The organism is Streptomyces globisporus C-1027 (assembly GCF_000261345.2).
In the GTDB taxonomy this organism is placed as follows: domain Bacteria; phylum Actinomycetota; class Actinomycetes; order Streptomycetales; family Streptomycetaceae; genus Streptomyces; species Streptomyces pakalii.
This window is the reverse complement of record NZ_CP013738.1, coordinates 3,212,097-3,237,707: the sequence shown is the minus strand read 5'-3', so window position 1 is coordinate 3,237,707 and position 25,611 is coordinate 3,212,097. Positions and strand designations below refer to the sequence as shown.

Here is a 25,611-nt window from a genome sequence, read left to right as displayed (position 1 = left end):
ATGTGTAGCTCTGCCCTCTAATGTCCCATATTTCGCAGGCGCGGCACGGTGAGCACGGATGTCCTCGTTCTGCCCTCGCTCTGCTCTTGCGCACAGTTCGCAAGAGAGCACTATTATTGATGGGTTCATGACCCCGCCCGCAGGTCCGTGCCCGCGCGGACGCGGACACCGTGCGGAACCGCAGGAAGCGGAGTCTCTGTCATGCATGTACCCGATGGATTCATCGACGCACCTGTCTCCGTCGCCGCCGGGGTGTTCGCGGTCGGCGCGGTCGCCGTCAGCCTGCGGGGCGCGCGCCGTGAGCTGGACGAGCGCACCGCCCCGCTCGCCGGTCTGGTGGCCGCCTTCATCTTCGCCGTGCAGATGCTCAACTTCCCGGTGGCCGCCGGTACCAGCGGCCACCTGATGGGAGGGGCGCTGGCCGCGATCCTTGTCGGGCCCTGTACGGCCGTGCTCTGCCTGTCCGTGGTGCTGTTGCTCCAGGGCATCTTCTTCGCGGACGGCGGCCTCACCGCGCTCGGCGTGAACATCACCGTCATGGGCGTGGTCACCGTCGTCGTCGCGTACGGGGTGTTCCGCCTGCTCACCGGCCTTCTGCCGCGCACCCGCCGGTCCGCGACGGCCTCGGCGTTCGTCGCCGCGCTCGTCTCCGTACCGGCGTCGGCCGCCGCCTTCACGCTGCTCTACTGGATCGGCGGAACCACGGACATCCCGATCGGCAAGGTCTTCACGGCCATGGTCGGCGTCCACGTGCTGATCGGCATCGGCGAAGCGGTCATCACGGCCCTGACGGTGGGCGCGGTCCTGGCCGTACGTCCCGACCTCGTCCACGGTGTCAGCGGAATCGCCGCCCCGCTCAAGCTCCGGGTCGACGGCGAGCTGGTCGACGCGCCCGCCGCCACCCGAGACCCCGAGCCGGTTCCCGCGCGCCGGTCCACCCGAGGGTTCTGGATCACCGGGCTGGTCTCGGCGTTCCTCCTCGCCGGGTTCGTCTCCTTCTACGCCTCCGCCAACCCGGACGGCCTGGAGCGGGTCGCGAGCGACCAGGGCTTCGACGAGAAGGTGGAGGAGCACGGCGCGGCCGACTCCCCGCTCGCCGACTACGGCGTCGGCGACATCGAGAACGCCCGGCTCTCCGGCGGCCTCGCCGGGGTGATCGGCGTCAGTGCCACCGTCGTCGTGGGCACCGGGGTGTTCTGGGTGGTCCGCCGCCGTACGGAAGAGCCCGGCGAAGAGGCCGGCCAAGCGCCCCGCGACCGCGACCAAGAGAACGCCTGACATGGGTGCGGGCCACGCCCACACGCTCTACCGGCACGGACACTCGCCGGTCCACGGGCTGCCCCCGCACTGCAAACTCGTCGCCGTCTTCTGCTTCGTGCTCGTGGTCGTCTGCACCCCGCGCGAGGCGGTGTGGGCCTTCGGCCTGTACGCGGCGCTGCTCGCCGGCGTCGCCGCCGTGGCCCGGATCCCCGTCGGCTTCCTGCTGAAACGGCTTGTCGTCGAGGTGCCGTTCGTCGTGTTCGCCCTGCTCATGCCGTTCGTCGTACCGGGCGAGCAGACGACCGTCCTCGGCGTCCCGGTCAGCGTCCCCGGCCTCTGGGGCGCGTGGAACGTGCTGGCCAAGGCCACCCTCGGCGTCGCCGCCTCGGTGCTCCTCGCCTCCACCACCGAACTGCGCGCCGTCCTGCTCGGCCTCCAGCGCCTGAAGCTGCCGCCGCTGCTCGTGCAGATCGCGTCGTTCATGATCCGGTACGGGGACGTCGTCGCCGACGAGATGCGGCGCATGGCGATCGCCCGCCGCTCCCGGGGCTTCGAGGCGCGCGGCGTACGGCAGTGGCGGGTGCTCGCCGCCTCGGCGGGGGCCCTGTTCATCCGCTCCTACGAACGCGGCGAACGCGTCCACCTGGCCATGGTGAGCCGGGGGTACGCGGGCACGATGCCGGTGATCGACGAGGTGACGGCGGACCGGACGCAATGGGCGTACGCGGCGACGCTCCCCGTGCTCGCGCTCGTGGTCTGTCTGCTGGGATGGACCCTGTGACCGTTTCCCCGAACTCCCCGAACTCCCCGAACTCCCCGAACTCCCCGAACTCCCCGGATTCCCCGAACTCCCCGAAGGACGCCGACACCGCCGCCCCGTCGCTCGAAGTCAGCGGCCTCGCCTACGCCTACCCCGACGGACACCAGGCCCTCTTCGGGGTGAACCTGACCGTCGGCCGCGGCGAACGCGTCGCGCTCCTCGGCCCCAACGGCGCGGGCAAGACCACGCTCGTCCTGCACCTCAACGGCATCCTGGAGGCGGGCTCCGGCACGGTCCGCGTCGCCGGGCTCCCGGTGGCCAAGCGGAATCTGGCCGAGATCCGCCGCCGGGTCGGCATCGTGTTCCAGGACCCGGACGACCAGCTGTTCATGCCCACGGTCCGCGAGGACGTCGCCTTCGGGCCCGCCTCCGCCGGACTGCGCGGACCGGAGCTGGAGGAACGCGTCCTGCGGGCGTTGAAGCAGGTCGGCATGGAGGAGTACGCGGCCCGCCCGCCGCACCACCTCTCCTTCGGGCAGCGCCGCCGGGTCGCCGTGGCCACCGTCCTCGCGATGGACCCGGAGATCCTCGTCCTGGACGAACCCTCGTCCAACCTGGACCCGGCCTCCCGCCGAGAACTGGCCGATATTCTGCGGTCCTTGGACATCACGGTGCTGATGGTCACCCACGATCTGCCGTACGCCCTGGAGCTCTGCCCGCGCGCGGTCATCCTCAGCGAAGGCGTCATCGCCGCCGACGACCGTACGCAGGACCTCCTGCGGGACGAGGAGCTGATGCGCTCCCACCGGCTGGAGCTGCCGTTCGGCTTCGACCCGGGAGCCGTCGACATTCCGGCACCGTAAACAGATGGTGACAGCCCGGTGGTGACGGAGACCCGCTCCCCGAACGCCCCGCCGGGACGTGCACCATGGGGGGATGAGCGGGAGCGCGGGAGTGAGCACGACGGGTACGGGCGCGGAAGCGGAATCCGGCGCGGGGGCAGCCGTGACCGTGGCCGAGGAGAGGGCCGTGGACGTCCGGGGCACGGTGGCCCCCGGGTACGAACCGGTCGCGGACGCCTTCGTCCGTAACTTCGAGCAGCGCGGTGAGCGCGGCGCGGCTGTCGCCGTCTACCGCCACGGGCGCAAGGTCGTCGACCTCTGGGCCGGTACGAGAGATGTGGACGGCACCGAGCCGTGGGCCGTCGACACCGTCCAGATCGTCCGCTCGGCCGGCAAGGGCATCGCCGCCGCCGTCCCGCTCCTCCTCCACCAGCGCGGGCAGGTGGACCTGGACGCCCCGGTCTCCACCTACTGGCCGGAGTTCAAGGCGGCCGGCAAGGAACGCGTCCTCGTCCGCGACCTCCTCGCCCACCGGGCCGGGGTTCCGGCCCTGGACCGCACCCTCACCCCCGCCGAGGCCGCCGACGGGGTCTCCGGCCCGGCGGCCGTGGCGGCGCAGCACCCGCAGTGGGAGCCCGGCACCGACCACGGCTACCACGCGCAGACCTACAGCTGGCTGATCGGCGAACTGGTCCGCCGCGCCACGGGCCGCACCATCGGCCGCTGGATCGCCGAGGAGATCGCCCGCCCGCTCGGCCTCGACTTCTGGTTCGGGCTCCCCGCCGACGAGGCCCACCGCATCGGCCGCATCGGCCCCGTGGAACCCCCGGCCGCGGCCGCCGCGTCGGGCGCCCTGCGCGTGCGCCCCAAGCGCTCCGTCGTCGAGGCGTACAACGACCCGGAGTCGCTGACCCGGCGGGCGTTCGGCGCGATCGACCCGTTCCCGGACGAGAACGACCCCGCCTACCGTGCGGCCGAACTCCCCGCCTCCGGCGGCATCGCGACCGCCCGGGGCCTGGCCCGCTGCTACGCGGCGATGATCGGCCCCGTCGACGGCCACCGCCGCCTGTTCGCCCCCGCCACGCTCACCCTGGCCCGCACGGAGGAGTCGGCGGGCCCGGACCGGGTCCTGGTCGTCAACACCCGTTTCGGGCTCGGCTACATGCTGCACGGCCCGGCCTCCCCGCTGCTGAGCCCCGGCTCCTTCGGCCACCCGGGCCGCGGCGGCTCCCTCGGCTTCGCCGACCCGGAGTCCGGCATCGCGCTCGGCTACGTCACCAACGGCCTCCAGAAGGGAGTCACCGCCGACCCCCGTGCCCAGGCGCTGGTCAGAGCAGTACGGTCAGCCCTATGACACCTGTGACCCCTGTGACACCTGCCCGCTTCGCCGGCTACAGCATCCTGATCACCGCCGCAGGCCAGGGAATCGGCGCGGCAACGGCCCACCGCCTGGCGGCGGAAGGGGCCTCGGTCCTCGTCACGGACCTGGACGCGCAGCGCGCGTCCGACACGGCGGCGGCGATACGCGAGGCGGGCGGCACCGCCGACTCACTGGCCTGCGACGTGGCGGACCGCGCGGCGGTGGAGGCGGCGGTGGCGTACGCGGTCGAGACCTTCGGCCGGCTCGACGTCCTGGTCAACAACGCGTACGCGGCGAGCGAGGACGCCGAGCTCTTCGAGGACGTGCCGGACGAGCAGTGGGAACGCGACCTGGACATCACCCTCTCCGGCCCGTTCCGCTGCGCCCGCGCCGCCCTGCCGCACCTGGTCGCCTCGGGCCGGGGCGCGATCGTCACCATCGGCTCGGTCAACGGCGAACAGGACTTCGGCGGCCACGGGTACAGCGCCGCCAAGGCGGGCCTGGCCAGCCTGACCCGTACGCTGGCGGGCCACGCGGGCCCGCGCGGCGTACGGGTCAACCTGGTCGCCCCCGGCACGATCCGCACCGACGCCTGGGCGGGCCGCGACGCGGAGTTGGCCCGAGCGGCCGCCCTCTACCCCCTCGGCCGGATCGGCACCCCCGAGGACATCGCGTCGGCCGTGGCCTTCCTCGCCTCGTCCGACGCGGCCTGGATCACCGGGACGACGCTGCGCGTGGACGGCGGGATCCTCGCGGTGAACACGGGCTTCCGGCAGGCGATGGCGCAGCAGCAGCCGTAAACCACTTGGCCACACACCATCCAGGCGTCCTACCCTGCGCGGATGATCAGCCACGGACACACCGACAGAACCGGCCGCCCCGTCACCCTCCACGAGGTGGACGCGGACAACTGGCGGGCGGTCGCCGACTGCGCCCCGCGCGACGACCAGCGCGACTGGGTCCCGGCTCTGGCCGCCCGCTACCTCGTCCTGAGCAGCCGCGAGGACACCTGGAACTCCCTCGCGGTCCTCGCGGGCGACGAGGTGACCGGCCACATCATGTGGGCCCGGGACGAGGACGGTTCGCACTGGATCGGCGGCATGCTGATCGACGCCGCCCACCAGGGCGCGGGCATCGGCCGCGCAGCCGTACACACCCTGGCGGACTGGCTCTCGGCCCGCGAGCCCGGCACCGCCGTACGCCTCTCGTACGCCCCGGAGAACAAGGCGGCCGCGCACCTGTACACCGCGCTCGGCTTCCGGCCGACGGGGGTGGAGGAGGACGGGGAGATCGTGGCGGAGCTGCGGTGAGACCTGATCTACACTCCCGGGCATGTTCAAGTCAGGAGTGGGGTTCCTCGCCTTGTTCGGTCTCGGCTGGTGGCTGCTGGCTACGAGCGCCTTCGGCGGCGCGGCTCGGCCGATCGCGGTAGGTGCTGGTTGCCTGGTCACGTTGGGGCTGATGCTGGCCGCACGCCGTCTCCTTCCCGCGTCGGCGGGAGGGCCCTTCCCGGCCGATCGACGTCGGCGGTTCAACCAGATCAACGGTGTGCAGTGGCTCGTGATCATCGTCATCGCCGTGGTGTGCTCGCGTGCGGGAGTGCCCGTACTCGTTCCCCCGCTCGTCGCCCTGGTCGTCGGGCTGCATTTCCTCCCGCTCGCCGCCGTGTTCGGCCAGCCCCGGCTGCGGGTGCCGGCCGCCCTGCTGGTGGTGGCCGGACTGGCGGGCGCGGCCGTATGGCTGGCGGACGGCCCGGACCATGCCGTCCGCTTCACCGTGGGCCTCATCTCCGCTCTCTGCCTGTGGGGGACGGCCCTGTGGACCGTGGCCGGGACGGCTTCCGCCGCCGGTCGCGGTGTCACCGGGTGAGGTGGGCGACCGACGCCCGCTGTTCCATGCCGCCGGGTCGAGCAAGCAGGGCCCGCTTGAGTCCGTACGCGTCTTCGCCGGGCGGACCGCTGGTCGTGGCCCCCGCTGCCCGCACCGCCGGATAAATCGGATGGCGGGGGCGGGCGTCGCGCGGCAGGATGCCCCGCATGACCTTGCCCACCCCCGAGTTGCACACCGAGCGCCTGCGCCTGCGGCCGTTCACCGACGCCGACGCGGCGCCGCTCTACGCGCTCCAGAGCGACGCCCACGTGCTGCGGTACTGGGACTCCCCGCCGTGGACCGATCCGGCCCGCTTCCCGACCTTCCTCGCGACCTGCCGGAGGATCGAGGAGGAGGGCTCGGGAGCGCGGCTGGCCGTCGAACGCGTCTCCGACGGCGCGTTCATCGGCTGGTGCGGCCTGTTCGACTGGAACCCGGACTTCCGCAGTGCGTCCCTGTGCTACGTCTTCGATGCGGCCACGTGGGGCAACGGCTACGGCACGGAGACCGCGCAGGCCGTCCTGCGGTGGGCGTACGACACCCTGGACCTCAACCGCGTCCAGGCCGAGACCGACACCCGTAACGCGGGGTCCGCCCGGGTCCTGGAGAAGCTCGGCTTCGTCCGCGAGGGCACTCTCTGCGAGGACTGCGTCGTCAACGGCGACGTCTCCGACTCCTGGGTCTTCGGCCTGCTCCGCCGCGACTGGGAAGCGACGGCCGAGAGCCGGTGACCGCGCCCGACGCGTTGGCCGCCGACGAGATCCCGCACCGCTTGGTGGAGTCGTACGCCACGGGCTTCGGCCAGGAGGGGAGAGCCTGGATCGCCAGACTGCCCTCTCTCGCTGCGGACTTGCTGGAACGCTGGCAGCTGCGGCGGGACGGTGGGGTCCGGTCCGGCCAGGCCTCCTTGGTGCTGCCGGTCCAGCGCCACGACGGCACGCGCGCGGTTCTCAAGCTCCAGCTGCCCCGGGAGGAGACCACCGCCGCGCTGACCGGACTCCGCGCCTGGAACGGCGACGGCATGGTCCGGCTGCTCGATCACGACCCCGCGAGCAGCAGCATGCTCCTGGAACGGCTCGACGGAGCCAGCACCCTGGCGTCGATCGACGATGACGACGTGGCGATGGGCATCCTCGCCGGCCTGCACGCGCGGCTGGTCGCGGTCCCCGCGCCGCAGGGTCTGCGCGGCCTCGGTGAGGTCGCTGCCGCGATGCTGGAGCAGGTCCCGCAGGCGGTCGCCCGGTTGACCGACCCCGCCGACCGGGACCTGCTGCGGGGCTGGGCCTCGGCCGTCGCGGAACTGGCCGACGAGCCCGGAGACCGGCTGCTGCACTGGGATCTCCACTACGACAACGTCCTTGCCGCCGAGCGTGAGCCGTGGGTCGCCATCGACCCCGAGCCGCTCGCCGGCGATCCGGGGTTCGACCTGTGGCCCGCCCTGGACAGCCGGTGGGACGACGTCGTCGCGCAGGGCGAGCCGCTGCGGGTGGTGCGCCGCCGGTTCGACCTGCTGACGGACGCCCTCGGCCTGGACCGCGCCCGGGCTGCCGGCTGGACGCTGGGGCGGCTGGTGCAGAACGCCCTCTGGGACATCGAGGACGGCGAGCAGCGACTCGCCCCGGCGGCCGTCGTGATCGCGGAGGCCCTGCGCACGCGGTGATCTCGGCTCGCGCGGACCCGGTAAGGCTGCTCATGCGGCGGCGGCCTGCGCGTATGCGGCGCGGGTCTCGCGGCAGTCGCGGCAGTGGCCGGGGGTGGGGGAGCGGAACGCCCGGTCGCAGTCGTCGCAGGTCTGGAAGGGTGTGACGGTGACGCGGGGGCGGGCGCGATCCAGCGCGGCGAGGTCGTCGACTCCGGGTGGTGCGGGCGGGAGCAGCTCGGTGAGCCGGTGGGCGAGGAGTTTGGCCGGGTGCTTCAGGGGGTGTGGCGGGTCGTCGGTGAGGGCGCGGCGGATGGTGTCCGGGCGGGCCGCGCGTTCGAGCCAGGCCGCCACCCCGGGGACCAGCCGACGGACGTCGTCCTCGGACAGGAAGAATTGGGACGCGTGGCGGTGCAGGTCGCTGAGGAACGCGGTGGCCGCGCGGTCGAGCTCCGGGGTGAGGTCGCTGGGCTGGGGGAGCGGCCGGCGAGGCGCCTTGGGGGCAGTCGGGGGCGGTACGCGGGGCACGAAGAGCGGGGCGGGCGAGGGCGGTACGGGGAGTGAGACCTGCGGTTGTGTCGGCTGCGGGGCGGGCGGGGCCACCGGTACCTCCGGCGCGGGCGGCGTGGCCATCGGAATGCGTACGGGTACGGGCGCGGGCTCCTGCATGGGTACGGGCGCGGGTGCAGGCTCGCGCGTCGGCTCTGGCTTGGCGGGCTGCGGTGCTGCCTCTGCCGGGCGGCGGGGGTGCAACAGCGCGGCGGGCCGGTTGCAGAAGGCCGTGCGGGTGATGATCCGGCCGCTCGGCAGTCGGTCGCGGACGCGTCGCAGGTAGCCGTGGGCTTCGAGTTCGCGCAGGGCGGCGGCGATGCGCTTCTCGCCTTCCTTGCAGTGGGCGGCGAGCGCCTTGACGCCCACCTTCGCCCCCTGGGGCAGGGACTGGATGCGTACGGCGATCCCGACGGCGGTGCAGCTGAGGTCGGGGTGCTGGGCGAGGTGGTTGCCGACGACCGTGAAGCGGTCGGCGTGCGGGAAGGTGATGTGGATGACGCCGGAGGTCGGGAGAGGTCCGGGAACCTCCGCCAGGGCGCGGGTGAGGGCAGTATTCTGCTGGGTATCCATCGGGAAGGTGATGTCTTCCTAGGTGGCCAGGCCCTCGGTTGGGATTGCAGTCCCGGTCGGGGGCCGACGTATGTGTGGGATGTGGTTCTGGCGTGAGCATATGACGGGCAACCCGCCCGAAAGCGAGCCGAGTTGGGAAATGTCACCCGTGTGAGTGACGAAGCCCCGAAAGCCCCCGGGGTCCGTCAGGTGGCCACCGGGGGTGGGGTCGGGTGGGGTTCTTTCCCCCGGTTCTTTAGGTAGTTGATATCGCGCCGCAGGGGGTCGCGGTGGCGTGCGATCCGGTGGGGGCTTGCGTGGGACGTACCGGATCGCGGTGGGCGCGATGCGGTGAGAGCGGCTACGGCTTCAGCGCTGCGAGGTGCCGGTTCCGTCGCGTACGCCGTCGAGCGCTGATCGCCCCGCCCTCGTCTGCGCGGCAGCACAAGGGGTAGGCGAGGGGCACCGTCCCTGACCTGGAGATAGGTGTCCGATAAACGTATCCATCGTTCCGCATAACGATGACGTCACCATCGCCGCATCTTCCCTCGCGGGCGCCGAGAAAGTGACCTGCATCACTAAAGATCCGGCAAAGTGCGTGGTACAAATGCCCAACTTCGCAGGCGTAAGCATCGCCGCGGCGGAGTAGCCGGGACCGCCCCGGAAGCAGGCCAGAGCGACTGCCGTCGTCGTCCACCCCATGGGACACACGGGTCGCCGACCGGACAACGACGTTCGCTCATTCCTCCGGAATCGCTCCCCCCACCGCACATCGAACGGCCAGGATTCCCCACCGGTCCACCGCTCCAGCGTCATCGAGGTATCCAACGTGTCACTCGACTCCATCACCGAGAACATCGACGAAGCCGTCAGCGGGTTCTTCGAGCCCATAGCCGGCTGGCTGGGCGACATCGTCTTCTACTCCGTCAGCATCGGCGGCGCCGACGTGCCGCTCATCGTCACCTGGCTGGTCCTGGCGGGCCTCGTCTTCACCAGTTGGTTCGGCCTCATCCAGGTGCGCAAGTTCCGGCTCGCCGTGGACGTGGTGCGCGGCAAGTACGACGACAAGGACTCCGCAGGCGAGGTCAACCACTTCCAGGCCCTGACCGCCGCCGTCTCCGGCACGGTCGGCCTCGGCAACATCGCCGGTGTGGCCGTCGCCGTCTCCATCGGCGGCGCCGGAGCCACGTTCTGGATGATCCTCTGCGGCCTGCTCGGCATGGCCACCAAGTTCGTCGAGGTCACCCTCGGTGTGAAGTACCGCGAGGTCCACGCCGACGGCACCGTCTCCGGCGGGCCGATGCACTACCTGCCCAAGGGGCTCGCCGAGCGCTTCGGCAAGAACGGCAAGACTCTCGGCAAGGTCCTCGCCGTCCTCGCCTCGATCATGATCCTCTTCTTCGGGCTCTTCGGCGGCAACCTGTTCCAGGTCAACCAGTCCTACGCCCAGGTCGTCTCCGTCACCGGCGGTGAGGACGGCGCGATGGGCTCCTCCGGCGGTGCGCTCTTCTTCGGCATCCTGATCGCCGCGCTCGTCGGCATCGTCCTGCTCGGCGGCATCCGCTCCATCGCCCAGGTCACCAGCCGGCTCATCCCCGCGATGGCGGGCATCTACATCGCCGCCTGTCTCGTCGTCATCCTGGTCAACGTCACCGCCGTGCCGGCCGCGATCGGAACGATCATCGAGGGCGCTTTCAACCCCGAGGGCGTCGCGGGCGGCATCCTCGGCGCGCTGATCATCGGCTTCCAGCGGGCCGCGTTCTCCAACGAGGCCGGCATCGGCTCCGCTCCGATCGCCCACTCCGCGGTCAAGACCAAGCACCCCGCCAGCGAGGGCCTGGTCGCCCTGCTGGAGCCGTTCATCGACACCGTCATCATCTGCACCATGACCGCGCTGACCATCGTCATCGCCAACCCGGCCAGCTGGGGCGAGGCCCGCGACGGGGAGTCGATCGGCGGCGTGACGATCACCTCGGACGCGTTCGAGACCGTGCTGCCCTGGTTCCCGTACGTCCTGACCCTCGCGGTGCTGCTCTTCGCGGTCTCGACCGTTCTGACCTGGGGCTACTACGGCCTCAAGTCCTGGACGTACCTCTTCGGCCGCAGCCGCACCAGCGAGACGATCTACAAGTCCCTCTACACCCTGTTCGCCGTCTCCGGGTCCCTGCTCACGCTGCAGACCCTCATCGACCTGGCCGATGCGGTGCTCTTCTCCTTGGCCGTCATCAACATCATCGGCCTGTACCTCCTCGCCCCCGTGGTCAAGCGCGAGCTGAACAGCTTCCTCGACTACGTGCGGGTCCGGAAGGCGGGCGGCAACGCCGAGACCGGCGGGGACACGGACGACGAGACGACGAAGGCGACCGTCTGAGCCGAACAGCTCCGGATGCCCCTCGCCCTGCCTGTACGGAGGGGCGAGGGGCATCTGCCGTGGAACGCCCTCCGGCACATCGAGGAGCCCGCGCAACCGGCGATCACCGTACGAGGTCGATCACCGTACGAGATTGATCTCCGCCCACACCGTCTTGCGCGGGACCGGTCCGGGAACGATGCCCCAGTGGTCCGCCAGCGCCTCGACGATGAGCAGGCCGCGCCCGGTCTCCGCGTCGTCCCCGGGCGGCTTCACGGCCCCGGGGCCGGGCGGGACGCTGTCACCGCGCGTGTCCGTGACCTCGATCCGCAGCGTGCCGCCCCGGACGGTGAGGCCGAGTTGGAAGTCCCGGCCCTTCACACGGCCGTGGACGGTGGCGTTGGCCGCCAGCTCGGCGACGATGTGCGCGGCCGACTCCGACGGCAGCCCCCACGCGCCGAGATGGGCCGTGGTCAGCAGCCGGGCGAGCCGGGCCCCTCGGCGGGTGGGGGAGAGCAGCACGGTGAACGCGCGTTCGGTGGGCGTGTGTTGGGCGCGAGCGACTTCCTGGTTCATGTCACTCAGCGTGGCCGCCCCGGCGTACCTTTCCCAGTGATGCGGCCGTTGCGTACGGTCACTGTCCGGGGCTTGTCCGGCGTTGTCCGGGCTGTCGGCGGTGACGTGCGGGGAACGGAAGCGGTTGATGCAGGAACGGCACGCACGTCGGAAGCGGGGGCTCGCATGAGCATGGTCGATGACGGTACGGGGCGCGGCAACGACGCGGTGGACGAACCCGGTTGGGAGGTCGACCCGGACGACGAGTCGGGGGCTGCGGTCGTCGCGGCGGTGGGCCGCCAGATCAAGACCTGGCGCGAGGCGGCGGGCCTGCGGGCGGGCGAGCTGGGTTCGTTGCTGGGGTACGGCGAGGACCTGATCTACAAGGTGGAGGGCGGGAGCCGCATCCCGCGCCCGGAGTTCATGGACGCGGTGGATGTGGCGGTCGGGGCGGGCGGGAAGCTAGCGGCGATGAAGCCGGATGTCGCGGAGGTGCGGTACCCGAAGAAGATCCGCGAGCTGGCGAAGCTGGAGGCTGCCGCCGTGGAGCTCTCGGCGTACGGAAACCACAACATCCACGGCCTGCTGCAGACCGAGGAGTACGCGCGGGCGCTGTTCGAGATGCGCAGGCCCGCGTTCCCGCATGACGACGTGGAGAGGCTGGTGGCGGCACGCATGGCGCGTCAGTCCATCTTCAGCCGATCGCCCGCGCCGGAGTTGAGCTTTGTCCAGGAAGAGGTGACCCTGCGACGTCACCTCGGGGGCAGAATGGTGTGGCGTCGACAGCTCGAACACCTCCTTGAGGTGAGCGAGCTGCGCCACGTCGAGATTCAGGTGATGCCGACCAGTCGTGACGAGCACGCCGGAATGGGCGGTGAGATGCAGGTGCTGAAGTTCAAGGACGGCTCGGCGGTGGGCCGCTCCGAAGGCGACTTCGGCAGTCGGCCGGTCTCCGACCCGAAACACCTGCGGATCATCGAACTGCGGTGTGGCATCATCCGGGCGCAGGCTCTCAACCCGAGGGAGTCGCGGGCCTTCATCGAGCAAGTGCTGGGAGAGACATGAACAGCGACACCTCTGCCGGAGGCGCGTCCGAACTGCGCTGGTTCAAGAGCAGCTACAGCGACAGCAGCAACAGCAACGAGTGCGTCGAGGTCGCGGCCGCCCCGGACGCCGTCCTCGTGCGCGACTCCAAGAACACGCAAGGCCCCCGCCTCGCCCTCACCCCCACCGCATGGGCGGCCTTCGTGCCATACGCGGGCGGCAGTGGCGACGAAGGCCGCTGAAGCCGGTCTCAACTCGTGTGCAGCATCAGGCCGATGCCCACCACCATCAGCCCCGCCGCCGCGATCCTCGGAGCCCCGAAGCGCTCCTTGAAGAACAGCGTGCCGATCGCCGCGCCCACGATGATCGACGACTCGCGCAGCGCCGCGATCGGGGCGAGCGGAGCCCTCGTCTGGGCCCAGAGCACCAGCCCGTACGCGACGACGGACAGAGCCGCGCCGAGCAGGCCCCGTACCGCGTACGGCCGTAGCTGCGGGAGCAGTTCGGCGCGGCGGCGGTAGTACGCGTACGCCGGGATCGCCAGGCCCTCCAGGATCATCAGCCACGCGACGTAACCCAGCGGTGTGCCGGAGGCCCGTACACCCACACCGTCCACCGTCGTGTACCCCGCGATCGCCAGGCCCGTGCCGAGGGCCGCCACGATCGCCGGCCAGTGCGGGCGCTTCCCGGAACCCCGGATGCCCCACAGAGCCAGGCCGACCAGTCCGGCCGAGGCCACCGCCACGCCCGCCGTGGCCCAGGCGTCCGGGCGCTCGCCGACGAACACCGCCGCCAGGACCGTCACCACCAGCGGGGCCGTGCCCCGGGCGATCGGGTACATCTGGCCGAAGTCGCCCAGCGTGAACGAGCGCATCAGCAGCAGCATGTACGCGACGTGCAGCGCGGCCGAGACGAGGAGGTACGGCCAGGCGCCCGCCGCCGGGAACGGGGCGAACAGCGCCATCGCCGCGCCGATCAGCAGGCCGCCACCGGAGATCAGCGTGAAGGAGAGCAGCTGGTCCTTGATCGCGTGGGCGATGGCGTTCCAACTGGCGTGCGTGACGGCGGCTATGAGGACCGCGAGGGCGACCAGCGGGGTCACTTCGCGGGCTCGCGCACATCTGCGACGGTCGCGCCCGCGTGGGCGATCAGCGATTTCGGGTCGAGCGGGAACACCGTGTGCGGGGTGCCCGCCGCCGCCCACACCACCGCGTGGTCGAGGAGGCGCCGGTCAGCCAGGACGCAGGTCTTCGTGGCGTGCCCGAAGGGGGGTACGCCTCCGATCGCGTAGCCCGTCGTCTCCCGGACCAGGTCCGCGTCCGCCCGCTTGACCTTCTGCGCGCCGAGTTCGCGGCGTACCAGCTCGACGTCCACCCGGGACGACCCGTCCATCAGGACCAGCACCGGCACGCCGTCCGCCGTGAAGACCAGCGACTTCACGATCTCGCTCAGCGCGCAGCCGACGGCCGCCGCGGCCTCGACGGCGGTCCTGGTCGCGTCGGGGAAGCGGCGGACCTCGACCTGGAGACCCAGCTCGGCCAGCGCCTCCGCGAACCGGGGGTGGGCGTGGGAGACGGGGGCGGCCGGTGCGGAGGGAGTGGTTTCTGCGGATTCGGGTGTGCTCATGGCTGAACGCTAGCGGTCTGTGCACTATGCACGCGAGGGGGTTCCGGAGCGTGGGCCGACCGGGCAGGAGCCCGCAGCGTGCCGTGACCCGCTCGGGCAGTGGGGGCGCGAAACCCGGGTGCCCCGGGGCGGCGGCGCTTCTACGCTCACCCCATGGACATGGGGGAGCGGGACGCGTACCTGCTGAACGTGGTCGACGTCGAGGCGACCTGCTGGGAGGGGCAGCCACCGCCCGGGCAGGTGAGCGAGATCATCGAGATCGGCCTCACGGTCGTCGACCTGAGGGCGGGTGAGCGCCTGGCCAAGCACCGGCTGCTGGTCCGGCCCGCGCGCTCGGAGGTCAGCCCGTTCTGCACGGAGCTGACCGGGCTGACGCAGGCGGAGGTGGACGGCGGCCTGCCGTTCGCCGAGGCCTGCCGGGTGCTGGCGGCCGAACACCGCACGGGCCCTCTGCCGTGGGCCAGTTGGGGCGACTACGACCGTAACCAGTTCACGCGCCAGTGCCGGGCGACGGGGGCTGCCTACCCCTTCGGCCAGCGCTACACGAACGCCAAGGCCGCCTTCACCGCTGCGTACGGTCTGCGCCGCCGCCCCGGCATGGTCCAGGCCCTGGAGACGGCCGGCCTCCCGCTGGAGGGCCGCCACCACCGGGGCGACGACGACGCGTGGAACATCGGCGCCCTGGTGCTGGACCTCGTGGGGCGGGGGGACTGGGCGGCGGGGTAGGGGCTTCGGGCCAGGCTCAGCCGCTGACGCGCCGAGGGCGGGGGCGGGGCGCAGCGGCCCGAGCAGGTCAGCCGCCCGCGCGGGCCAACTCCGGTCTCAGCCACCCGCCTTGAGCACCTCCGCCACGACCGGGCCCGCCGCGTCGCCGCCGTGGCCGCCGGTCTGGACGACCGCTGCGGCCGCCAGGTCGTTGCTGAAGCCGGTGAACCAGGAGTTCGAGGTGTCCTGTCCGTCGACCTCCGCCGAACCGGTCTTCGCGCCCTTGTCGCCGCCGACGCCCGCCATGGCCTTCGCGCCCGTGCCCCAGGCGGCCGTGGCACGCATCATCGTGTTCAGCTGCTGCGTGACGGACGGCGACAGCGAACGCGAGGCCGTCGCCAACTCCCGGTCGTCCAGAGACTGCGGGACGATGACGGGCTGGCGGAAGGTACCGGTGCGGGCCGTCGCGGTGATGGACGCCATGTTGAGGACGTTCATCTGGACCGTGCCCTGCCCGATGTACTGGGCGGCCGCCTCACCGCCCACCTCCTCCGGCACGCTGCCGTCCGTGGTGACGACGCCCGTCTTCCAGTCCAGTCCGATACCGAAGACGTCCTTGGCGATCTTGGGGAGGGCGGCGTCGTCCTTCGTGTCGTCGATGAGCTTGATGAAGGCGGTGTTGCAGGACTTGGCGAAGCTCTGGGTGAAGGTGGAGCCGTCCGGCAGATCGAAGTTGTCCAGGTTGTGGAATGAACGGCTTTGCCACATGGCGTCCTTGGGGCACTCCACCGCCTTGTTCGCCGTGACGAGCCCCTTCTCCAGCAGCATCGCCGCCGTCATGATCTTCAGCGTCGAGCCGGGCGCCTGCTTGCCCTGCAGTGCCACGTTGAACTCGGTCACCGGGTTGTTGGCCACCGCGCGGATCGCCCCCGTGGACGGCTTCACCGCGACCACCGACGCCTGGGCGAACTTCTTCACCGCCCGCTCGGCCGCCGCCTGCGCGTTCGCGTCCAGCGTCGTCTGCACCTTGCCCGGCTTGCCCTTGGACAGGGTCAGCAGGTTGACGTCCGGCTGGGACTCGTCGGCGGGCTCGATCCAGGTCTCGATGCCGGCTGAACCGCCCGAGGTTTCCCCGTACTTCTGGCGCAGGGTGTCCAGGATCGGCCCCAGTGAGGGGTACTTCTCCTTCGTCAGCACCGTGCCGTTGCGGTCGACGGCCTCGATCGCGGGCGTCGAGGACTCGCCCGTCTTCAGCGTCGCGCCCTCCGTCAACTGCGGGTGGACGACGGTCGGGGCCCAGTCGACGAGGGCCTTGCCCGTCGTCAGTCCGCGGACGACCGTCAACTCCGAGGCGTACGAGAGGGGCTTCGACTTTCCCTCGTACGCGACGGTGGCCTTGACCGTGTACGGGACCTTCGTGCCGACGGCCGGGCCGGGAGTGATCTTCACCTTGCCGATGTGGGCGTCCCCGCCGTACGAGGCGAGCACCGGTTCCGCGCCCGCCTCGTTGTTGGTCAGGAGGGCCGCTGCCGACGCGTCCCCGGTCGCCCACGCGTCGAAGAAGCCCTTCGAGGTCTCCGCTATCTCCTCCGCGCTCGGCGGCCCCGTCTTCACCTTCGACGACTCGGACGCGCTCTGCGTACCGCCGCCCCCGCCGCCCGTGTCCCCGAGCATGCTGTACGCCCCGTAACCGATCCCGCCGGCCACCAGCACGAACGCTCCGCCGATGGCGGCGACCTTCGCTCCACTGCGCATCTCGCAGTCCCCCTCCCCAGGAGCCCCCCTGAACACGTTCAAGGGGCAACCATCAGGAACCCTAAGCGCTCGTGGCGGACGGTGAGGGGGTTGTTACCGGACCGGAATGCTTGGCTGGAAAGCGCTCTCCGGTGCGGTCTGTGCTGGGAGGGGCCCGACGGTGTCTCCCGGCCCCGGTCCGACCCGGACACCCGAACTAGTCTGCGTCGTACACCAGAACGGGGAACGTCTGCCGGGCGCCGACGGACGGGGAGGGCGGGACAGGTCCAAGGCAAAGTGAACGAGGGCGCAGCGGGGAGCGGGCAGAGCGGGCTGGGGCCCCGTGGGTCCCTGGTGATGTCAGTGACGCTCACGCTGCTGCTGGGGACGCTCTCGCTGCTGGTGTTGTTTCCGGCGGCCGAGCACCTGCGCTCCCTCCGGGACGGCGAGCGGGCCGACGCGACGCTGCACACGAGCGGGTCGTGCATGATCGGCCAGTGCCGGGTCGAGTTCGAGGCCGACGGGCGGACCGTGGTGGCGGATCTGCCGACGGGCAGCGGCGGCGGCAAGCAGTCCGTGGGCGCCGCGGTGACCGTCCGCTACCAGGCCGACGATCCCCAGGTGGTGGCCCGCGATGAGGATGTCGGGGGCGGAGGCGCGGCCCTGTTCGCCTGGATGTCGGCGGGTGCCGCTCTGCTCTTCCTGGTGCTGTCGGCCGTGGCGGCGGTCTTCCTGGCGCGGCAGCGGCGAAAGGCGGCGGCCGGGGCGGGAGTTGCGGGGTGACCAGGGGCTGAGGCGAGGCCGGGCGGGTGCCTGGCTGCGCTCAGGCCTGCGTCCGGGGCGAGGGGAGAAACACCGCCTGGGTAGCTCCGGGCGGGCCCATGGTCCAGCGGCCATCGCCTGGGCACCCGGCCCCAGGCCCTGGTCACCATGTCCTGGGTGTCGGAGACGTCGAGCCCGAACGAGCGCAATCCGACGACGTCCCGCAGGGCGGTGACGGTGTCCTCCGGACGAAGCCCTGCGGCGTGCTCGGCGAAAGGCGGCGCGGGTCCGTCGGCCCTCGGTGCGGGGGTGCGCCGCGCTCTGTCGCGCTCATCGCGTGCCGCCCCGCACCCACCGCACCCACGGCAACCCGTTGGAGCGGCGGACGCGGTCCCGGAGCCCGAGCCGGAGGCGGCGGTTCCAGAAATTTCGAAGATCTGTGTGATCGATGTGTGTGAGCGCCGAATAGCCGGGCACACGGACCTTCGCAACGAGGTCCTGGCGACATTCGGAGCCGGGACATACCGGTGGGGTGCACTGAGGCCGTTGTGAAGCGCAGGCACGCGAGTGTCTGAACCGGACTTGACGATGGGAATAGAAAATGATCATCCTCGGACTTATTCTGCTGATTATCGGCCTGCTTGTTGGCATGGGCCTGCTGACCACGATCGGCGGCATCCTCATCCTGGTCGGTGCCATCCTGTGGATCCTCGGTGCGACCGGCCGCGCCGTCGGCGGGCGAAAGCACTTCTTCTAAGCTTCAGCTCCAGATCCGACTTCTGGAGATCCGGGAATTCCGCCGACAAGGCGGAATCCCGTGAAATGCGGGCGGGCCGCGACGCGTTGTCGTCGCGGCCCGCCCGCATTTCTTCTTTTCGCTTCCGTCGCACCGCGGCGCCTACACCCACGTGTCCAGCCACATCCGGTCCCGCCACAGGTCCTCCGGGATCGACGTCCCGGTGTAGAGCGGCCAGAAGTAGATGAAGTTCCAGATGATCAGGAGCACCAGCACGCCCACCGCGATCACCCCCAGGGTGCGGCGGCGTTCGCCGGTGGGGTCGTGGGTGGTGAGGCCCAGTTCGGCTCGGGCGCCCTTGCCTGCCGCCGGGCCGACGATCGCGCCCAGCATCATCGTGACCGCCAGGCAGAGGAACGGGACGAACACCACCGCGTAGAAGAGGAAGATCGTCCGCTCCTGGTAGAAGAACCAGGGGAGCCAGCCCGCCACCACGCCGCAGGCGATCGCGCCGGCCCGCCAGTCGCGGCGGAAGAACCAGCGCCACACCACGTACGCGAGGGCGAAGCACGCCAGCCACCACAGGAGCGGGGTGCCGATGGCCAGGACCTCGGCGGCGCACTTGCCCGTGGACGACTGCGTGCAGCCCGTCTGCTCCTCGTAGAAGTACGAGACGGGGCGGCCGAGCACCAGCCAGCTCCAGGGGTTGGACTCGTACGTGTGGCCCGAGGTCAGGCCGACGTGGAAGTCGTACACCTGGTTCTCGTAGTGCCACAGGCTGCGCAGCCAGTCCGGGAACAGCCAGCTCCAGGAGGAGTCCTTGCCCTCGGTGGCCGCCCAGTTGCGGTAGTAGCCCTTGTCCGTGACGATCCAGCCGGTCCAGGACACGATGTACGTGACGATCGCCACCGGGACCGTGGAGACGAACGCGGGCAGCAGGTCGCGGCGCAGCACCGCCTGGTACGGGTGTACCGCGCCTGCCGTGCGCCGGGCGCCTACGTCCCACAACACCGTCATCAGGCCGAACGCCGCCAGCACGTACAGGCCGTTCCACTTCGTCGCGAACGCCAGGCCCAGCATCACGCCCGCCGCAAGACGCCACGGCCGCCAGCCGAGGCGCAGCGTCTCCGCCACCCGGGCGGCCGGGCGCAGGACGCCCTCCTCGTCCACCGGCAGCGCGGCCGCCAGTCTGCGGCGGGCGTGGTCCCGGTCCACCACCAGGCAGCCGAACGCCGCCAGCACGAAGAACATGACGATCAGGTCCAGCAGCGCGGTCCGGCTCATCACGAAGTGCAGGCCGTCCACCGCGAGCAGCAGGCCCGCCAGGCAGCCCAGGAACGTCGAGCGGAACAGGCGCCGGCCGATCCGGCAGAGAAGGAGCACGGAGATCGTGCCGAGCACCGCCACCATGAACCGCCAGCCGAACGGCGTGAAGCCGAACAGCTGCTCGCCGAAGCCGATGATCCACTTGCCGACCGGCGGGTGCACCACATAGCCCGGGTCGGTCGGGATCGGGACGGAGGAGGGGTCGTTGAGGATCTGCTTGTCGACGTCCTTCGGCCAGGACCCCTCGTACCCCTGGTTGACCAGCGCCCACGCGTCCTTCGCGTAGTACGTCTCGTCGAATATCACCGCATGCGGCTGGTCCAGCTTCCAGAAGCGCAGCAGGCTCGCGACGAGTGTCACGAGCAGCGGGCCGCCCCACGCCGACCACCGCACCAGGCGGTCCGCCACGTGCGGCGGGATCGCGAGCACCGACCACACCTGCCGTCCGGGCCGCGTGTACGGCGGGTCCAGCCGGTCGCGGAGCGAGGTCTCCGGGCGGGGGACATGGCCGAAGCGGCGCAGCCGCCGTTGCCAGGAGGTCGGCTGTTCGCCGAGCGGGTCCCCGGCGTCGTGGCCCCGCTGGGTCTCGGGTGCGGTACTCGTCACCGCGCCATCGTAGGGAACGCATCTGTGCGAAGGGTGCTGCCCGTGCTGCGAGGATGGCTGATGTGACTGGAACGACTGGAACGCTCGTGCTCGCAGGGACCCCCATCGGCGATGTGGCGGACGCCCCGCCCCGCCTCGCCGCCGAACTGGAGCGGGCCGACGTCGTCGCCGCCGAGGACACCCGGCGGCTGCGCCGGCTCACCCAGGCGCTCGGCATCCACACCTCGGGGCGTGTCGTCTCCTACTTCGAGGGGAACGAGTCCGCCCGGACGCCCGAGCTGGTCGAGGCGCTGAGCGGTGGAGCTCGTGTGCTTCTCGTGACGGATGCCGGGATGCCCTCCGTCTCCGACCCGGGGTATCGCCTCGTCGCCGCCGCCGTGGAGCGGGATATTCGTGTCACCGCCGTGCCGGGGCCCAGTGCCGTGCTGACCGCCCTCGCCCTCTCCGGTCTGCCCGTCGACCGGTTCTGCTTCGAGGGGTTCCTGCCGCGCAAGGCCGGTGAACGGCTCTCCCGGCTCCGCGAGAACGCCGACGAGCGGCGCACCATGGTCTTCTTCGAGGCCCCCCACCGGCTCGACGACACCCTCGCCGCCATGGCCGAGGTCTTCGGCGCCGAGCGCCGCGCCGCCGTCTGCCGCGAGCTGACCAAGACGTACGAGGAGGTCAAGCGCGGGCCGCTCGGCGAGCTGGCCGTCTGGGCCGCCGACGGGGTGCGCGGCGAGATCACCGTCGTGGTGGAGGGGGCGGCGGATACCGGCCCCGGGGACCTCGACGCCGAGGAACTGGTGCGGCGCGTACGGGTGCGCGAGGAGGCGGGGGAGCGGCGCAAGGAGGCCATCGCCGCCGTCGCCGCCGATGCCGGGCTGCCGAAGCGGGAGGTGTTCGACGCGGTCGTCGCCGCCAAGAACGCGGAGAAGGCCCCGCAGAAGCCTTAGCGCGTACGGCGGTGTCTACGCCCTAGTACGTACAGCAGTGCTTACCGAGTTTCCGTCAGCAGTCCGTACGCCGTCGCCACGAACGTGTCCGCCCGGTGCACCCGCCTTGTCGCCGTCGCCGCCACCGCCAGACCCGTCCCGGGGCGGAACCCGAGGAACGCCTGCTGCCCGAGGGTCGCTCCCGCGTGGAAGAGGACCGGGCCGTACGGGGTCGGGTGCTGGAACCACGTCAGCGTGTGGGTGTGCGCGTGGCGCAGGCCCCGCCGAAGCACCGGGCGGGTCACCTCGGTGAGTGCGGCGGCCAGTGAGGAGTCTGTCGGGGAGCCCGCAGCGCCCCCCGTATGCGCCTCCAGGAACGTCAGCAGGTCCAGCGGGGTCGCCCGGACCGCGCCCGCCGCCGTGAAGCCCCCGGTGTCCAGCGCGGGCACCGGCGTGCCGTCCCGGCGGTGGCCCACCGCGTCCGTGCCGTCGGGGCCCGGGCGCACCCGGGTCGCGTCCAGGCCCAGCGGGGCCAGCACCTGCTGGTGCAGCAGGACCTCCCACGGGGTCCCGGTGGCCGCCGCCAGGGTGTGGCCGAGCACCGAGACGGCGAAGTTCGAGTAGTGCCAGCGGGTGCCGGGCCGGTGGCGCGGGCGGGCCCGCAGGAAGGCGCGAACCACCCGGTCGGCCGGGTAGCCGCCGTACGGGTCGGTCGACCAGCGGGGCACCGCCTGCGGGTAGAAGTCGGCGGGCAGGCCCGGCAGCCCCGAGGTGTGGGTGAGCAGATGGCGCAGGGTGATCCGGCGTACCGCCGGGTGCACCGGGAAGCCCGGGGCCAGCAGGTCCGCCGCCCGGTCCTCGTACCGCACCCGGCCCTGTGCCACCAGCCGGGCCAGCAGCAGCCCCGCGTACGGCTTCGACGCCGAGCCCAGCTCGTACGCCGTCAGCTCGCGGGGGACCGGGCCCGGCTCCGCGCTCCCGCCGCTGTGGACCGTACGCACCCCGTTCCGGCTGACCGCGAGCACCAGGTCGGGCGCGTCGACGGCCCGCGCGGCCTCGGCCAGGAGGCGGGCGGTGGCGGCCGGGGAGACGGGGGCGGTCACCGGGGCCGCCGTCGTGTCGGTCATGCCGGGGCAGGGGAAGCGGACAGGTCGGACAGGGCGCGGGACATCGCCAGCGCCGAGGCGAACGCGGCGACCAGCGTCGGGTGGTAGATCAGGTCGAACACCGACTCCTCGTCCCCCTCCGGCATCCCGCCGACCACCGGCATCGCCCCGTCCGGCTCCTGGGCCTGCGCGAACCCGGCCCAGGCCGCCGGGTCCAGGGTCGGTTCCGGCAGACAGGCGTCGACCACCAGCAGCTCGCCCAGCAGGTCCCAGCGCTTCAGGTCCAGCCAGTCGTCCAGCCAGACCGGCAGCCAGAGGGCCAGGTACTCCGCGATGTCGGCGGGGAGCCCGGCCGGTTTCTCGCCCCAGTCGGTGAGGTGGAACACCGTGTGCGTGATGTCGTAGCCGATATGCCCCTCGACCGTCCACGGCTCGGGCCTGCGCGCCAGCCAGGTGTGGGCCAGCGCCGCCGTCTCCGGAACGCTCGGCTCCACCCCGAACCGCCGCTCGATGGCGCTGAGGCCGAGGCGTCGCACCGGCAGCACCTCCAGCGCCGCCCAGCTGGCGAGGCGGTGGTTGAGCCGGATCGCGGACTCCAGGTCCGGCTGCCGGTAGCCCAGCTCCCGGAACGGTACGTAGACCTCCAGCGGCACCGGCGACAGCGGTTCGCGCCGCTGGCCCTCCAGCAGCCGTTCCCCGGAGCCCAGCAGCTCGTGCCAGGCGTGGTCCAGCAGCTTGTGGGCGAGGGAGGACTGCTGGGAGCCGGCCACCCCCTCGCGGAAGATGACCTTCCCGATCAGCGCCAGCTCGCCCAGCGGCTTGAACCGGTCCAGCACCCCCGCCTCCGGGGACGGGTCCGCCTCCAGCCGAAAGCCCTCGCGGTGTTCGTACAGCCAGCCCAGGGCCTTCGCCCCGACGTCGTGGATCTGCTGGATGCCGCTGGTGGTGCCGCTGCTCATGGGGTGTGCCTTTCCCGGCCGGGAGTCGTTTCGCCTGTCCGCTTGCCTGCCCGCTCGTCCGTCTGCCGCAGCGATCTGAGGGACAGGGCCGCCGCGAAGGCCGTCACCAGCGTGGAGTGGTAGCAGTCGATGAAGGGGTACGGGTCGGGCGACGGGTCCTCGGCCGGCACACCGGTCTCCGGGACGCAGCCGGTCGGGTGCTGGACGTCGGCCAGCACCGGCCAGACCGCGTCCAGCAGCTCCACGGGAGCCGGGCCCGGCAGCGATGCGGCCACCGCCAGCAGTTCACCCGTCAGGTCCCACTGGCCGCTCTCCAGACAGCCGTCCGCCCACGCGGGCAGCCAGGTCCGCAGATAGCCGTCGATCTTCTTCGGCACCCGGTCGGGCATCCGGCCCCAGTCGGTGAGGTGGAAGACGGTGTGGGTCAGCGCGTAGCCGGAGGGGCCCTCGAACATCCACGGCTCGGACAGACCGCCCAGCCAGGTCCGGGACAGCACCCCGCCCGCGTCCGTGTGGGTCACCACCCCCACCCGGCGCTCGGAGTTGACCAGGCCGAGCTGGCGGTTGGCGTGCTGCTCGGTGTGGGCCCAGGCGCGGGTCGCGGTGAGCGGGCGGGCCAGCGCCTCGAAGCCCTCGTGGCGCAGCCCGTACCCGGCGAAGGCGGCGTAGATCTCGTACGGGTACGCGGCGAACGGCTCGGCGCGCAGCAGTTCCAGGAGCAGCGCGCCCTCGTGCACCTGCTCCCAGGCGTACGCGACGAGGTCCCCGGCCCGTTCGTGCTCCGGGGCGCCGGGGGCGGTCGTGCGGCGGATCGTCGAGCCGAGCTGGGCCAGCTCGCCCAGCGGCTTCAGCGTGGCGTTGACCTGGGTGTGGGGTTCCAGGACGTCGTCGGGGAGCGCGAAGCGGGTGCGGTGCGCGTCGGTCCAGGCGAGGGCGGAGCGCAGGACGCCGGGGAGGACGGCGAGCGCGGCCCCGGAGGCCCCGGAAGCCTCAGGGCCCGCCCCGGCCCCGGGGCGGCCCTGCGGGTCCTGGGTCGCGGTCGTCGTCACCGGGCCCTCGCCTCGGCCATCAGCCGGGCGGCCCGCACATGGAGGGTCACCCGGGGGTCGTGCCCGCCCATCAGCTCGACGAAGTCCAGGCCGCGGTCCAGGCCCAGGGTCGCAGGTTCGCCGCCGATCGCCGCGAGCCAGCGGCCCGCGCCCGCCGCCTGAAGCCAGTCGCGCCGCCGCACCGCGCGGACGAAGCCGCGCGACAGGTCGACGGCCCGGTTCGCCGCGGCCCGCTGCACGGCCGAGGGGGTGGCCGGGACGGCGAGCGGCGCGAGGACCGAGAGCTGGTGGGTGAACGCCTGCCAGGGGGCCTCCTCCAGCCAGGCGGCGTCCGGCTCCGCGTACGTGCCGGGGGCGGCGGCTCCCGGTGCGGGCGGCGCCATGCGCTGGAGCGTGGAGATCATGTGCCAGTGGCTCCAGGCCGTGGCGGCCGGAGCGTCGGGCTTGGGCGGGAATTCCCGCACCGCCCGATCGAGTACGGCGACATCACCCGGATGCGGATGGCGTCCGTACAGAACACTCGGCAGCAGCAGGTCGGCCCCGATGACCCGTACCGCCGCGATTCCGGTCCGATTTTCCTCGTCGATTCCCGCAGCGCCGCACACCGTGGCGAGGTGGTCCCCGCTCCGAAGAGCGAGGACCACCTCCGTTGCCAGGTCATGCACGGCACCCGCCAGGGGCGACGAAGCATGTGTCTGGTCCATGTGCCGGCGACTAGCCCTTCTTCGGGCGGGGGGTCGGAGGCGAGAGCAGCAGGGCTCCGCCGCCTGCGAGGAGCGCCAGGTAGGCGCACTCGCGGGAGTCGCGGTACAGACCTTCGACCTCGCCGGGGTTGAGAGCGGCGTCGAGGTCGAGCTCGATGTCGGTGGCAGTGGTGTCCGTGGTGAACATGGGTTGTTCCCCGTCCTGTGGGAAATGGGGTGGACGTAACGAGTGAAAAGGAGGAATGAGGGCGTCGCAAATCGGGAGCGTCAGACGGGAAAATCGCTTATTCAATTGAATGCTGAATTCATGTGGGGCGGGTGGGGTGAAAGCCCGGCAATTCAAGGGAAAGGAGGGGGGCGGGCGGGGGTGGTACGCGGGCGCGTTCACACCTGGCGCCGGGCGCGCTCGGGGGCGCTCGGTGCGGCTGCGGTCACGAGCTCTCCAGCCGCGGTCCTCACCCTCGCCATGCGTCGGCAAAGGGCGGCCCAAAGGAGGCCAAGAACGCATCAACAATGCCTCTGAGCTGGTGCGTCCATCCGGGTGCAGGTGTCCACTGGAAGGGACGGGCCACCCGTTCGAACCCCTCGTGCGGGCCGGCCGTCC

General features: G+C 71.8%; 27 protein-coding genes. 16 read left to right on the top strand and 11 right to left on the bottom strand.

Features of this window, described 5'->3' with window-relative positions; all coding sequences use genetic code 11:
- Window positions 1-201 precede the first annotated feature (201 nt).
- From WQO_RS13890 to WQO_RS13850, 9 genes are all read left to right on the top strand, one after another.
- On the top strand, window positions 202-1,278 hold the full coding sequence (locus tag WQO_RS13890; protein WP_010059672.1) for an energy-coupling factor ABC transporter permease: 1,077 nt from the start codon (window positions 202-204) through the stop codon (window positions 1,276-1,278).
- Between the two features lies 1 nt (window position 1,279).
- On the top strand, window positions 1,280-2,041 hold the full coding sequence (cbiQ, locus tag WQO_RS13885) for a cobalt ECF transporter T component CbiQ (RefSeq protein ID WP_010059673.1): 762 nt from the start codon (window positions 1,280-1,282) through the stop codon (window positions 2,039-2,041).
- Window positions 2,029-2,883 carry an energy-coupling factor ABC transporter ATP-binding protein gene (locus tag WQO_RS13880; RefSeq protein WP_079055554.1) on the top strand — a complete coding sequence of 285 codons (855 nt, stop codon included), beginning with the start codon at window positions 2,029-2,031 and terminating at the stop codon, window positions 2,881-2,883. Before cbiQ ends, WQO_RS13880 begins: the two co-directional genes overlap by 13 nt.
- Window positions 2,884-3,049: 166 nt before the next feature.
- On the top strand, window positions 3,050-4,216 hold the full coding sequence (locus WQO_RS13875; protein WP_029182201.1) for a serine hydrolase domain-containing protein: 1,167 nt from the start codon (window positions 3,050-3,052) through the stop codon (window positions 4,214-4,216).
- A complete protein-coding gene (locus WQO_RS13870; protein WP_032748220.1) occupies window positions 4,213-5,022 on the top strand; it encodes an SDR family NAD(P)-dependent oxidoreductase in 810 nt (269 codons plus the stop codon). Before WQO_RS13875 ends, WQO_RS13870 begins: the two co-directional genes overlap by 4 nt.
- A 42-nt stretch (window positions 5,023-5,064) precedes the next feature.
- Window positions 5,065-5,532: a GNAT family N-acetyltransferase gene (locus tag WQO_RS13865; RefSeq protein WP_010059677.1), complete on the top strand. Its 468-nt coding sequence runs from the start codon at window positions 5,065-5,067 to the stop codon at window positions 5,530-5,532.
- A gap of 22 nt (window positions 5,533-5,554) precedes the next feature.
- Complete coding sequence (locus WQO_RS13860) at window positions 5,555-6,091, top strand: hypothetical protein (protein ID WP_029182202.1); 537 nt, start codon at window positions 5,555-5,557, stop codon at window positions 6,089-6,091.
- A gap of 167 nt (window positions 6,092-6,258) precedes the next feature.
- On the top strand, window positions 6,259-6,822 hold the full coding sequence (locus WQO_RS13855; RefSeq protein WP_010059681.1) for a GNAT family N-acetyltransferase: 564 nt from the start codon (window positions 6,259-6,261) through the stop codon (window positions 6,820-6,822).
- Between the two features lie 14 nt (window positions 6,823-6,836).
- Window positions 6,837-7,751: an aminoglycoside phosphotransferase family protein gene (locus WQO_RS13850; RefSeq protein ID WP_079055647.1), complete on the top strand. Its 915-nt coding sequence runs from the start codon at window positions 6,837-6,839 to the stop codon at window positions 7,749-7,751.
- Window positions 7,752-7,781: 30 nt separating this feature from the next.
- On the opposite strand, the gene WQO_RS13845 is transcribed toward WQO_RS13850, so the two are convergent.
- Window positions 7,782-8,852: a hypothetical protein gene (locus WQO_RS13845; protein WP_010059683.1), complete on the bottom strand. Its 1,071-nt coding sequence runs from the start codon at window positions 8,850-8,852 to the stop codon at window positions 7,782-7,784.
- A gap of 808 nt (window positions 8,853-9,660) precedes the next feature.
- Here WQO_RS13845 and WQO_RS13840 point away from each other — a divergent pair.
- The gene (locus WQO_RS13840; RefSeq protein WP_010059684.1) at window positions 9,661-11,202 is read left to right on the top strand and encodes an alanine/glycine:cation symporter family protein; all 1,542 of its coding nucleotides are present in this window, start codon (window positions 9,661-9,663) and stop codon (window positions 11,200-11,202) included.
- Between the two features lie 120 nt (window positions 11,203-11,322).
- On the opposite strand, the gene WQO_RS13835 is transcribed toward WQO_RS13840, so the two are convergent.
- Window positions 11,323-11,757, bottom strand: a complete 435-nt coding sequence (locus WQO_RS13835; protein WP_010059685.1) for an ATP-binding protein — start codon at window positions 11,755-11,757, stop codon at window positions 11,323-11,325.
- Window positions 11,758-11,922: 165 nt separating this feature from the next.
- On the opposite strand from WQO_RS13835, the gene WQO_RS13830 reads away from it, so the two are divergent.
- A complete protein-coding gene (locus WQO_RS13830) occupies window positions 11,923-12,801 on the top strand; it encodes a helix-turn-helix domain-containing protein (protein WP_010059686.1) in 879 nt (292 codons plus the stop codon).
- Window positions 12,798-13,022, top strand: coding sequence for a DUF397 domain-containing protein (locus WQO_RS13825; protein ID WP_010059688.1), 225 nt, complete (start codon window positions 12,798-12,800; stop codon window positions 13,020-13,022). Before WQO_RS13830 ends, WQO_RS13825 begins: the two co-directional genes overlap by 4 nt.
- Before the next feature lie 8 nt (window positions 13,023-13,030).
- Here WQO_RS13825 and WQO_RS13820 read toward each other — a convergent pair whose 3' ends face one another.
- Both WQO_RS13820 and WQO_RS13815 read right to left on the bottom strand, forming a co-directional pair.
- A complete protein-coding gene (locus WQO_RS13820) occupies window positions 13,031-13,882 on the bottom strand; it encodes a DMT family transporter (protein ID WP_010059690.1) in 852 nt (283 codons plus the stop codon).
- Window positions 13,879-14,406 (bottom strand): YbaK/EbsC family protein, encoded by a 528-nt coding sequence (locus WQO_RS13815; RefSeq protein ID WP_010059692.1) that lies wholly within the window; start codon window positions 14,404-14,406, stop codon window positions 13,879-13,881. Before WQO_RS13815 ends, WQO_RS13820 begins: the two co-directional genes overlap by 4 nt.
- 153 nt (window positions 14,407-14,559) lie before the next feature.
- Between WQO_RS13815 and WQO_RS13810 the strand changes: the two genes are divergently transcribed.
- Window positions 14,560-15,132: a 3'-5' exonuclease gene (locus WQO_RS13810; RefSeq protein WP_010059693.1), complete on the top strand. Its 573-nt coding sequence runs from the start codon at window positions 14,560-14,562 to the stop codon at window positions 15,130-15,132.
- Window positions 15,133-15,228: 96 nt separating this feature from the next.
- Here WQO_RS13810 and WQO_RS13805 read toward each other — a convergent pair whose 3' ends face one another.
- Window positions 15,229-16,866 carry a penicillin-binding transpeptidase domain-containing protein gene (locus WQO_RS13805; protein WP_058953983.1) on the bottom strand — a complete coding sequence of 546 codons (1,638 nt, stop codon included), beginning with the start codon at window positions 16,864-16,866 and terminating at the stop codon, window positions 15,229-15,231.
- Between the two features lie 336 nt (window positions 16,867-17,202).
- Here WQO_RS13805 and WQO_RS13800 point away from each other — a divergent pair, with 336 nt between their 5' ends.
- Together WQO_RS13800 and WQO_RS36400 are read left to right on the top strand one after the other, a co-directional pair.
- Window positions 17,203-17,628 (top strand): DUF3592 domain-containing protein, encoded by a 426-nt coding sequence (locus tag WQO_RS13800; protein ID WP_167552035.1) that lies wholly within the window; start codon window positions 17,203-17,205, stop codon window positions 17,626-17,628.
- A 580-nt stretch (window positions 17,629-18,208) separates the two neighbouring features.
- Window positions 18,209-18,364 carry a hypothetical protein gene (locus tag WQO_RS36400; RefSeq protein WP_010059700.1) on the top strand — a complete coding sequence of 52 codons (156 nt, stop codon included), beginning with the start codon at window positions 18,209-18,211 and terminating at the stop codon, window positions 18,362-18,364.
- A gap of 141 nt (window positions 18,365-18,505) precedes the next feature.
- On the opposite strand, the gene WQO_RS13795 is transcribed toward WQO_RS36400, so the two are convergent.
- Complete coding sequence (locus WQO_RS13795; RefSeq protein ID WP_058953982.1) at window positions 18,506-20,275, bottom strand: dolichyl-phosphate-mannose--protein mannosyltransferase; 1,770 nt, start codon at window positions 20,273-20,275, stop codon at window positions 18,506-18,508.
- A 53-nt stretch (window positions 20,276-20,328) separates the two neighbouring features.
- Between WQO_RS13795 and rsmI the strand changes: the two genes are divergently transcribed.
- Window positions 20,329-21,210: a 16S rRNA (cytidine(1402)-2'-O)-methyltransferase gene (gene rsmI / locus WQO_RS13790; RefSeq protein WP_032748223.1), complete on the top strand. Its 882-nt coding sequence runs from the start codon at window positions 20,329-20,331 to the stop codon at window positions 21,208-21,210.
- 41 nt (window positions 21,211-21,251) lie between these two features.
- On the opposite strand, the gene WQO_RS13785 is transcribed toward rsmI, so the two are convergent.
- From WQO_RS13785 to WQO_RS36395, 5 genes are read right to left on the bottom strand one after another with little or no spacing between them, the layout of a single operon-like run.
- A complete protein-coding gene (locus tag WQO_RS13785) occupies window positions 21,252-22,316 on the bottom strand; it encodes a serine hydrolase domain-containing protein (RefSeq protein ID WP_010059705.1) in 1,065 nt (354 codons plus the stop codon).
- The gene (locus tag WQO_RS13780) at window positions 22,313-23,254 is read right to left on the bottom strand and encodes a DUF6895 family protein (protein WP_010059706.1); all 942 of its coding nucleotides are present in this window, start codon (window positions 23,252-23,254) and stop codon (window positions 22,313-22,315) included. The genes WQO_RS13785 and WQO_RS13780 overlap by 4 nt, the downstream gene beginning before the upstream one ends.
- Window positions 23,251-24,303, bottom strand: a complete 1,053-nt coding sequence (locus WQO_RS13775) for a DUF6895 family protein (protein ID WP_010059708.1) — start codon at window positions 24,301-24,303, stop codon at window positions 23,251-23,253. Before WQO_RS13775 ends, WQO_RS13780 begins: the two co-directional genes overlap by 4 nt.
- A complete protein-coding gene (locus tag WQO_RS13770; protein WP_010059710.1) occupies window positions 24,300-25,007 on the bottom strand; it encodes a hypothetical protein in 708 nt (235 codons plus the stop codon). The genes WQO_RS13775 and WQO_RS13770 overlap by 4 nt, the downstream gene beginning before the upstream one ends.
- A gap of 10 nt (window positions 25,008-25,017) precedes the next feature.
- On the bottom strand, window positions 25,018-25,194 hold the full coding sequence (locus WQO_RS36395) for a hypothetical protein (protein ID WP_007455151.1): 177 nt from the start codon (window positions 25,192-25,194) through the stop codon (window positions 25,018-25,020).
- Between the last annotated feature and the right edge of the window lie 417 nt (window positions 25,195-25,611).

Bases quoted from the DNA above. Each gene is read 5' to 3' on its own strand.
- WQO_RS13835 (WP_010059685.1), bottom strand. From the start codon at position 11,757: ATGAACCAGGAAGTCGCTCGCGCCCAACACACGCCCACCGAACGCGCG.
- WQO_RS13780 (WP_010059706.1), bottom strand. From the start codon at position 23,254: ATGAGCAGCGGCACCACCAGCGGCATCCAGCAGATCCACGACGTCGGG.
- WQO_RS13810 (WP_010059693.1), top strand. From the start codon at position 14,560: ATGGACATGGGGGAGCGGGACGCGTACCTGCTGAACGTGGTCGACGTC.
- WQO_RS13880 (WP_079055554.1), top strand. From the start codon at position 2,029: ATGGACCCTGTGACCGTTTCCCCGAACTCCCCGAACTCCCCGAACTCC.
- WQO_RS36400 (WP_010059700.1), top strand. From the start codon at position 18,209: ATGATCATCCTCGGACTTATTCTGCTGATTATCGGCCTGCTTGTTGGC.
- cbiQ (WP_010059673.1), top strand. From the start codon at position 1,280: ATGGGTGCGGGCCACGCCCACACGCTCTACCGGCACGGACACTCGCCG.
- WQO_RS13815 (WP_010059692.1), bottom strand. From the start codon at position 14,406: ATGAGCACACCCGAATCCGCAGAAACCACTCCCTCCGCACCGGCCGCC.
- WQO_RS36395 (WP_007455151.1), bottom strand. From the start codon at position 25,194: ATGTTCACCACGGACACCACTGCCACCGACATCGAGCTCGACCTCGAC.
- WQO_RS13860 (WP_029182202.1), top strand. From the start codon at position 5,555: ATGTTCAAGTCAGGAGTGGGGTTCCTCGCCTTGTTCGGTCTCGGCTGG.
- rsmI (WP_032748223.1), top strand. From the start codon at position 20,329: ATGGCTGATGTGACTGGAACGACTGGAACGCTCGTGCTCGCAGGGACC.
- WQO_RS13805 (WP_058953983.1), bottom strand. From the start codon at position 16,866: ATGCGCAGTGGAGCGAAGGTCGCCGCCATCGGCGGAGCGTTCGTGCTG.
- WQO_RS13770 (WP_010059710.1), bottom strand. From the start codon at position 25,007: ATGGACCAGACACATGCTTCGTCGCCCCTGGCGGGTGCCGTGCATGAC.
- WQO_RS13825 (WP_010059688.1), top strand. From the start codon at position 12,798: ATGAACAGCGACACCTCTGCCGGAGGCGCGTCCGAACTGCGCTGGTTC.
- WQO_RS13890 (WP_010059672.1), top strand. From the start codon at position 202: ATGCATGTACCCGATGGATTCATCGACGCACCTGTCTCCGTCGCCGCC.
- WQO_RS13785 (WP_010059705.1), bottom strand. From the start codon at position 22,316: ATGACCGACACGACGGCGGCCCCGGTGACCGCCCCCGTCTCCCCGGCC.
- WQO_RS13870 (WP_032748220.1), top strand. From the start codon at position 4,213: ATGACACCTGTGACCCCTGTGACACCTGCCCGCTTCGCCGGCTACAGC.
- WQO_RS13845 (WP_010059683.1), bottom strand. From the start codon at position 8,852: ATGGATACCCAGCAGAATACTGCCCTCACCCGCGCCCTGGCGGAGGTT.
- WQO_RS13800 (WP_167552035.1), top strand. From the start codon at position 17,203: ATGTCAGTGACGCTCACGCTGCTGCTGGGGACGCTCTCGCTGCTGGTG.
- WQO_RS13855 (WP_010059681.1), top strand. From the start codon at position 6,259: ATGACCTTGCCCACCCCCGAGTTGCACACCGAGCGCCTGCGCCTGCGG.
- WQO_RS13865 (WP_010059677.1), top strand. From the start codon at position 5,065: ATGATCAGCCACGGACACACCGACAGAACCGGCCGCCCCGTCACCCTC.
- WQO_RS13830 (WP_010059686.1), top strand. From the start codon at position 11,923: ATGAGCATGGTCGATGACGGTACGGGGCGCGGCAACGACGCGGTGGAC.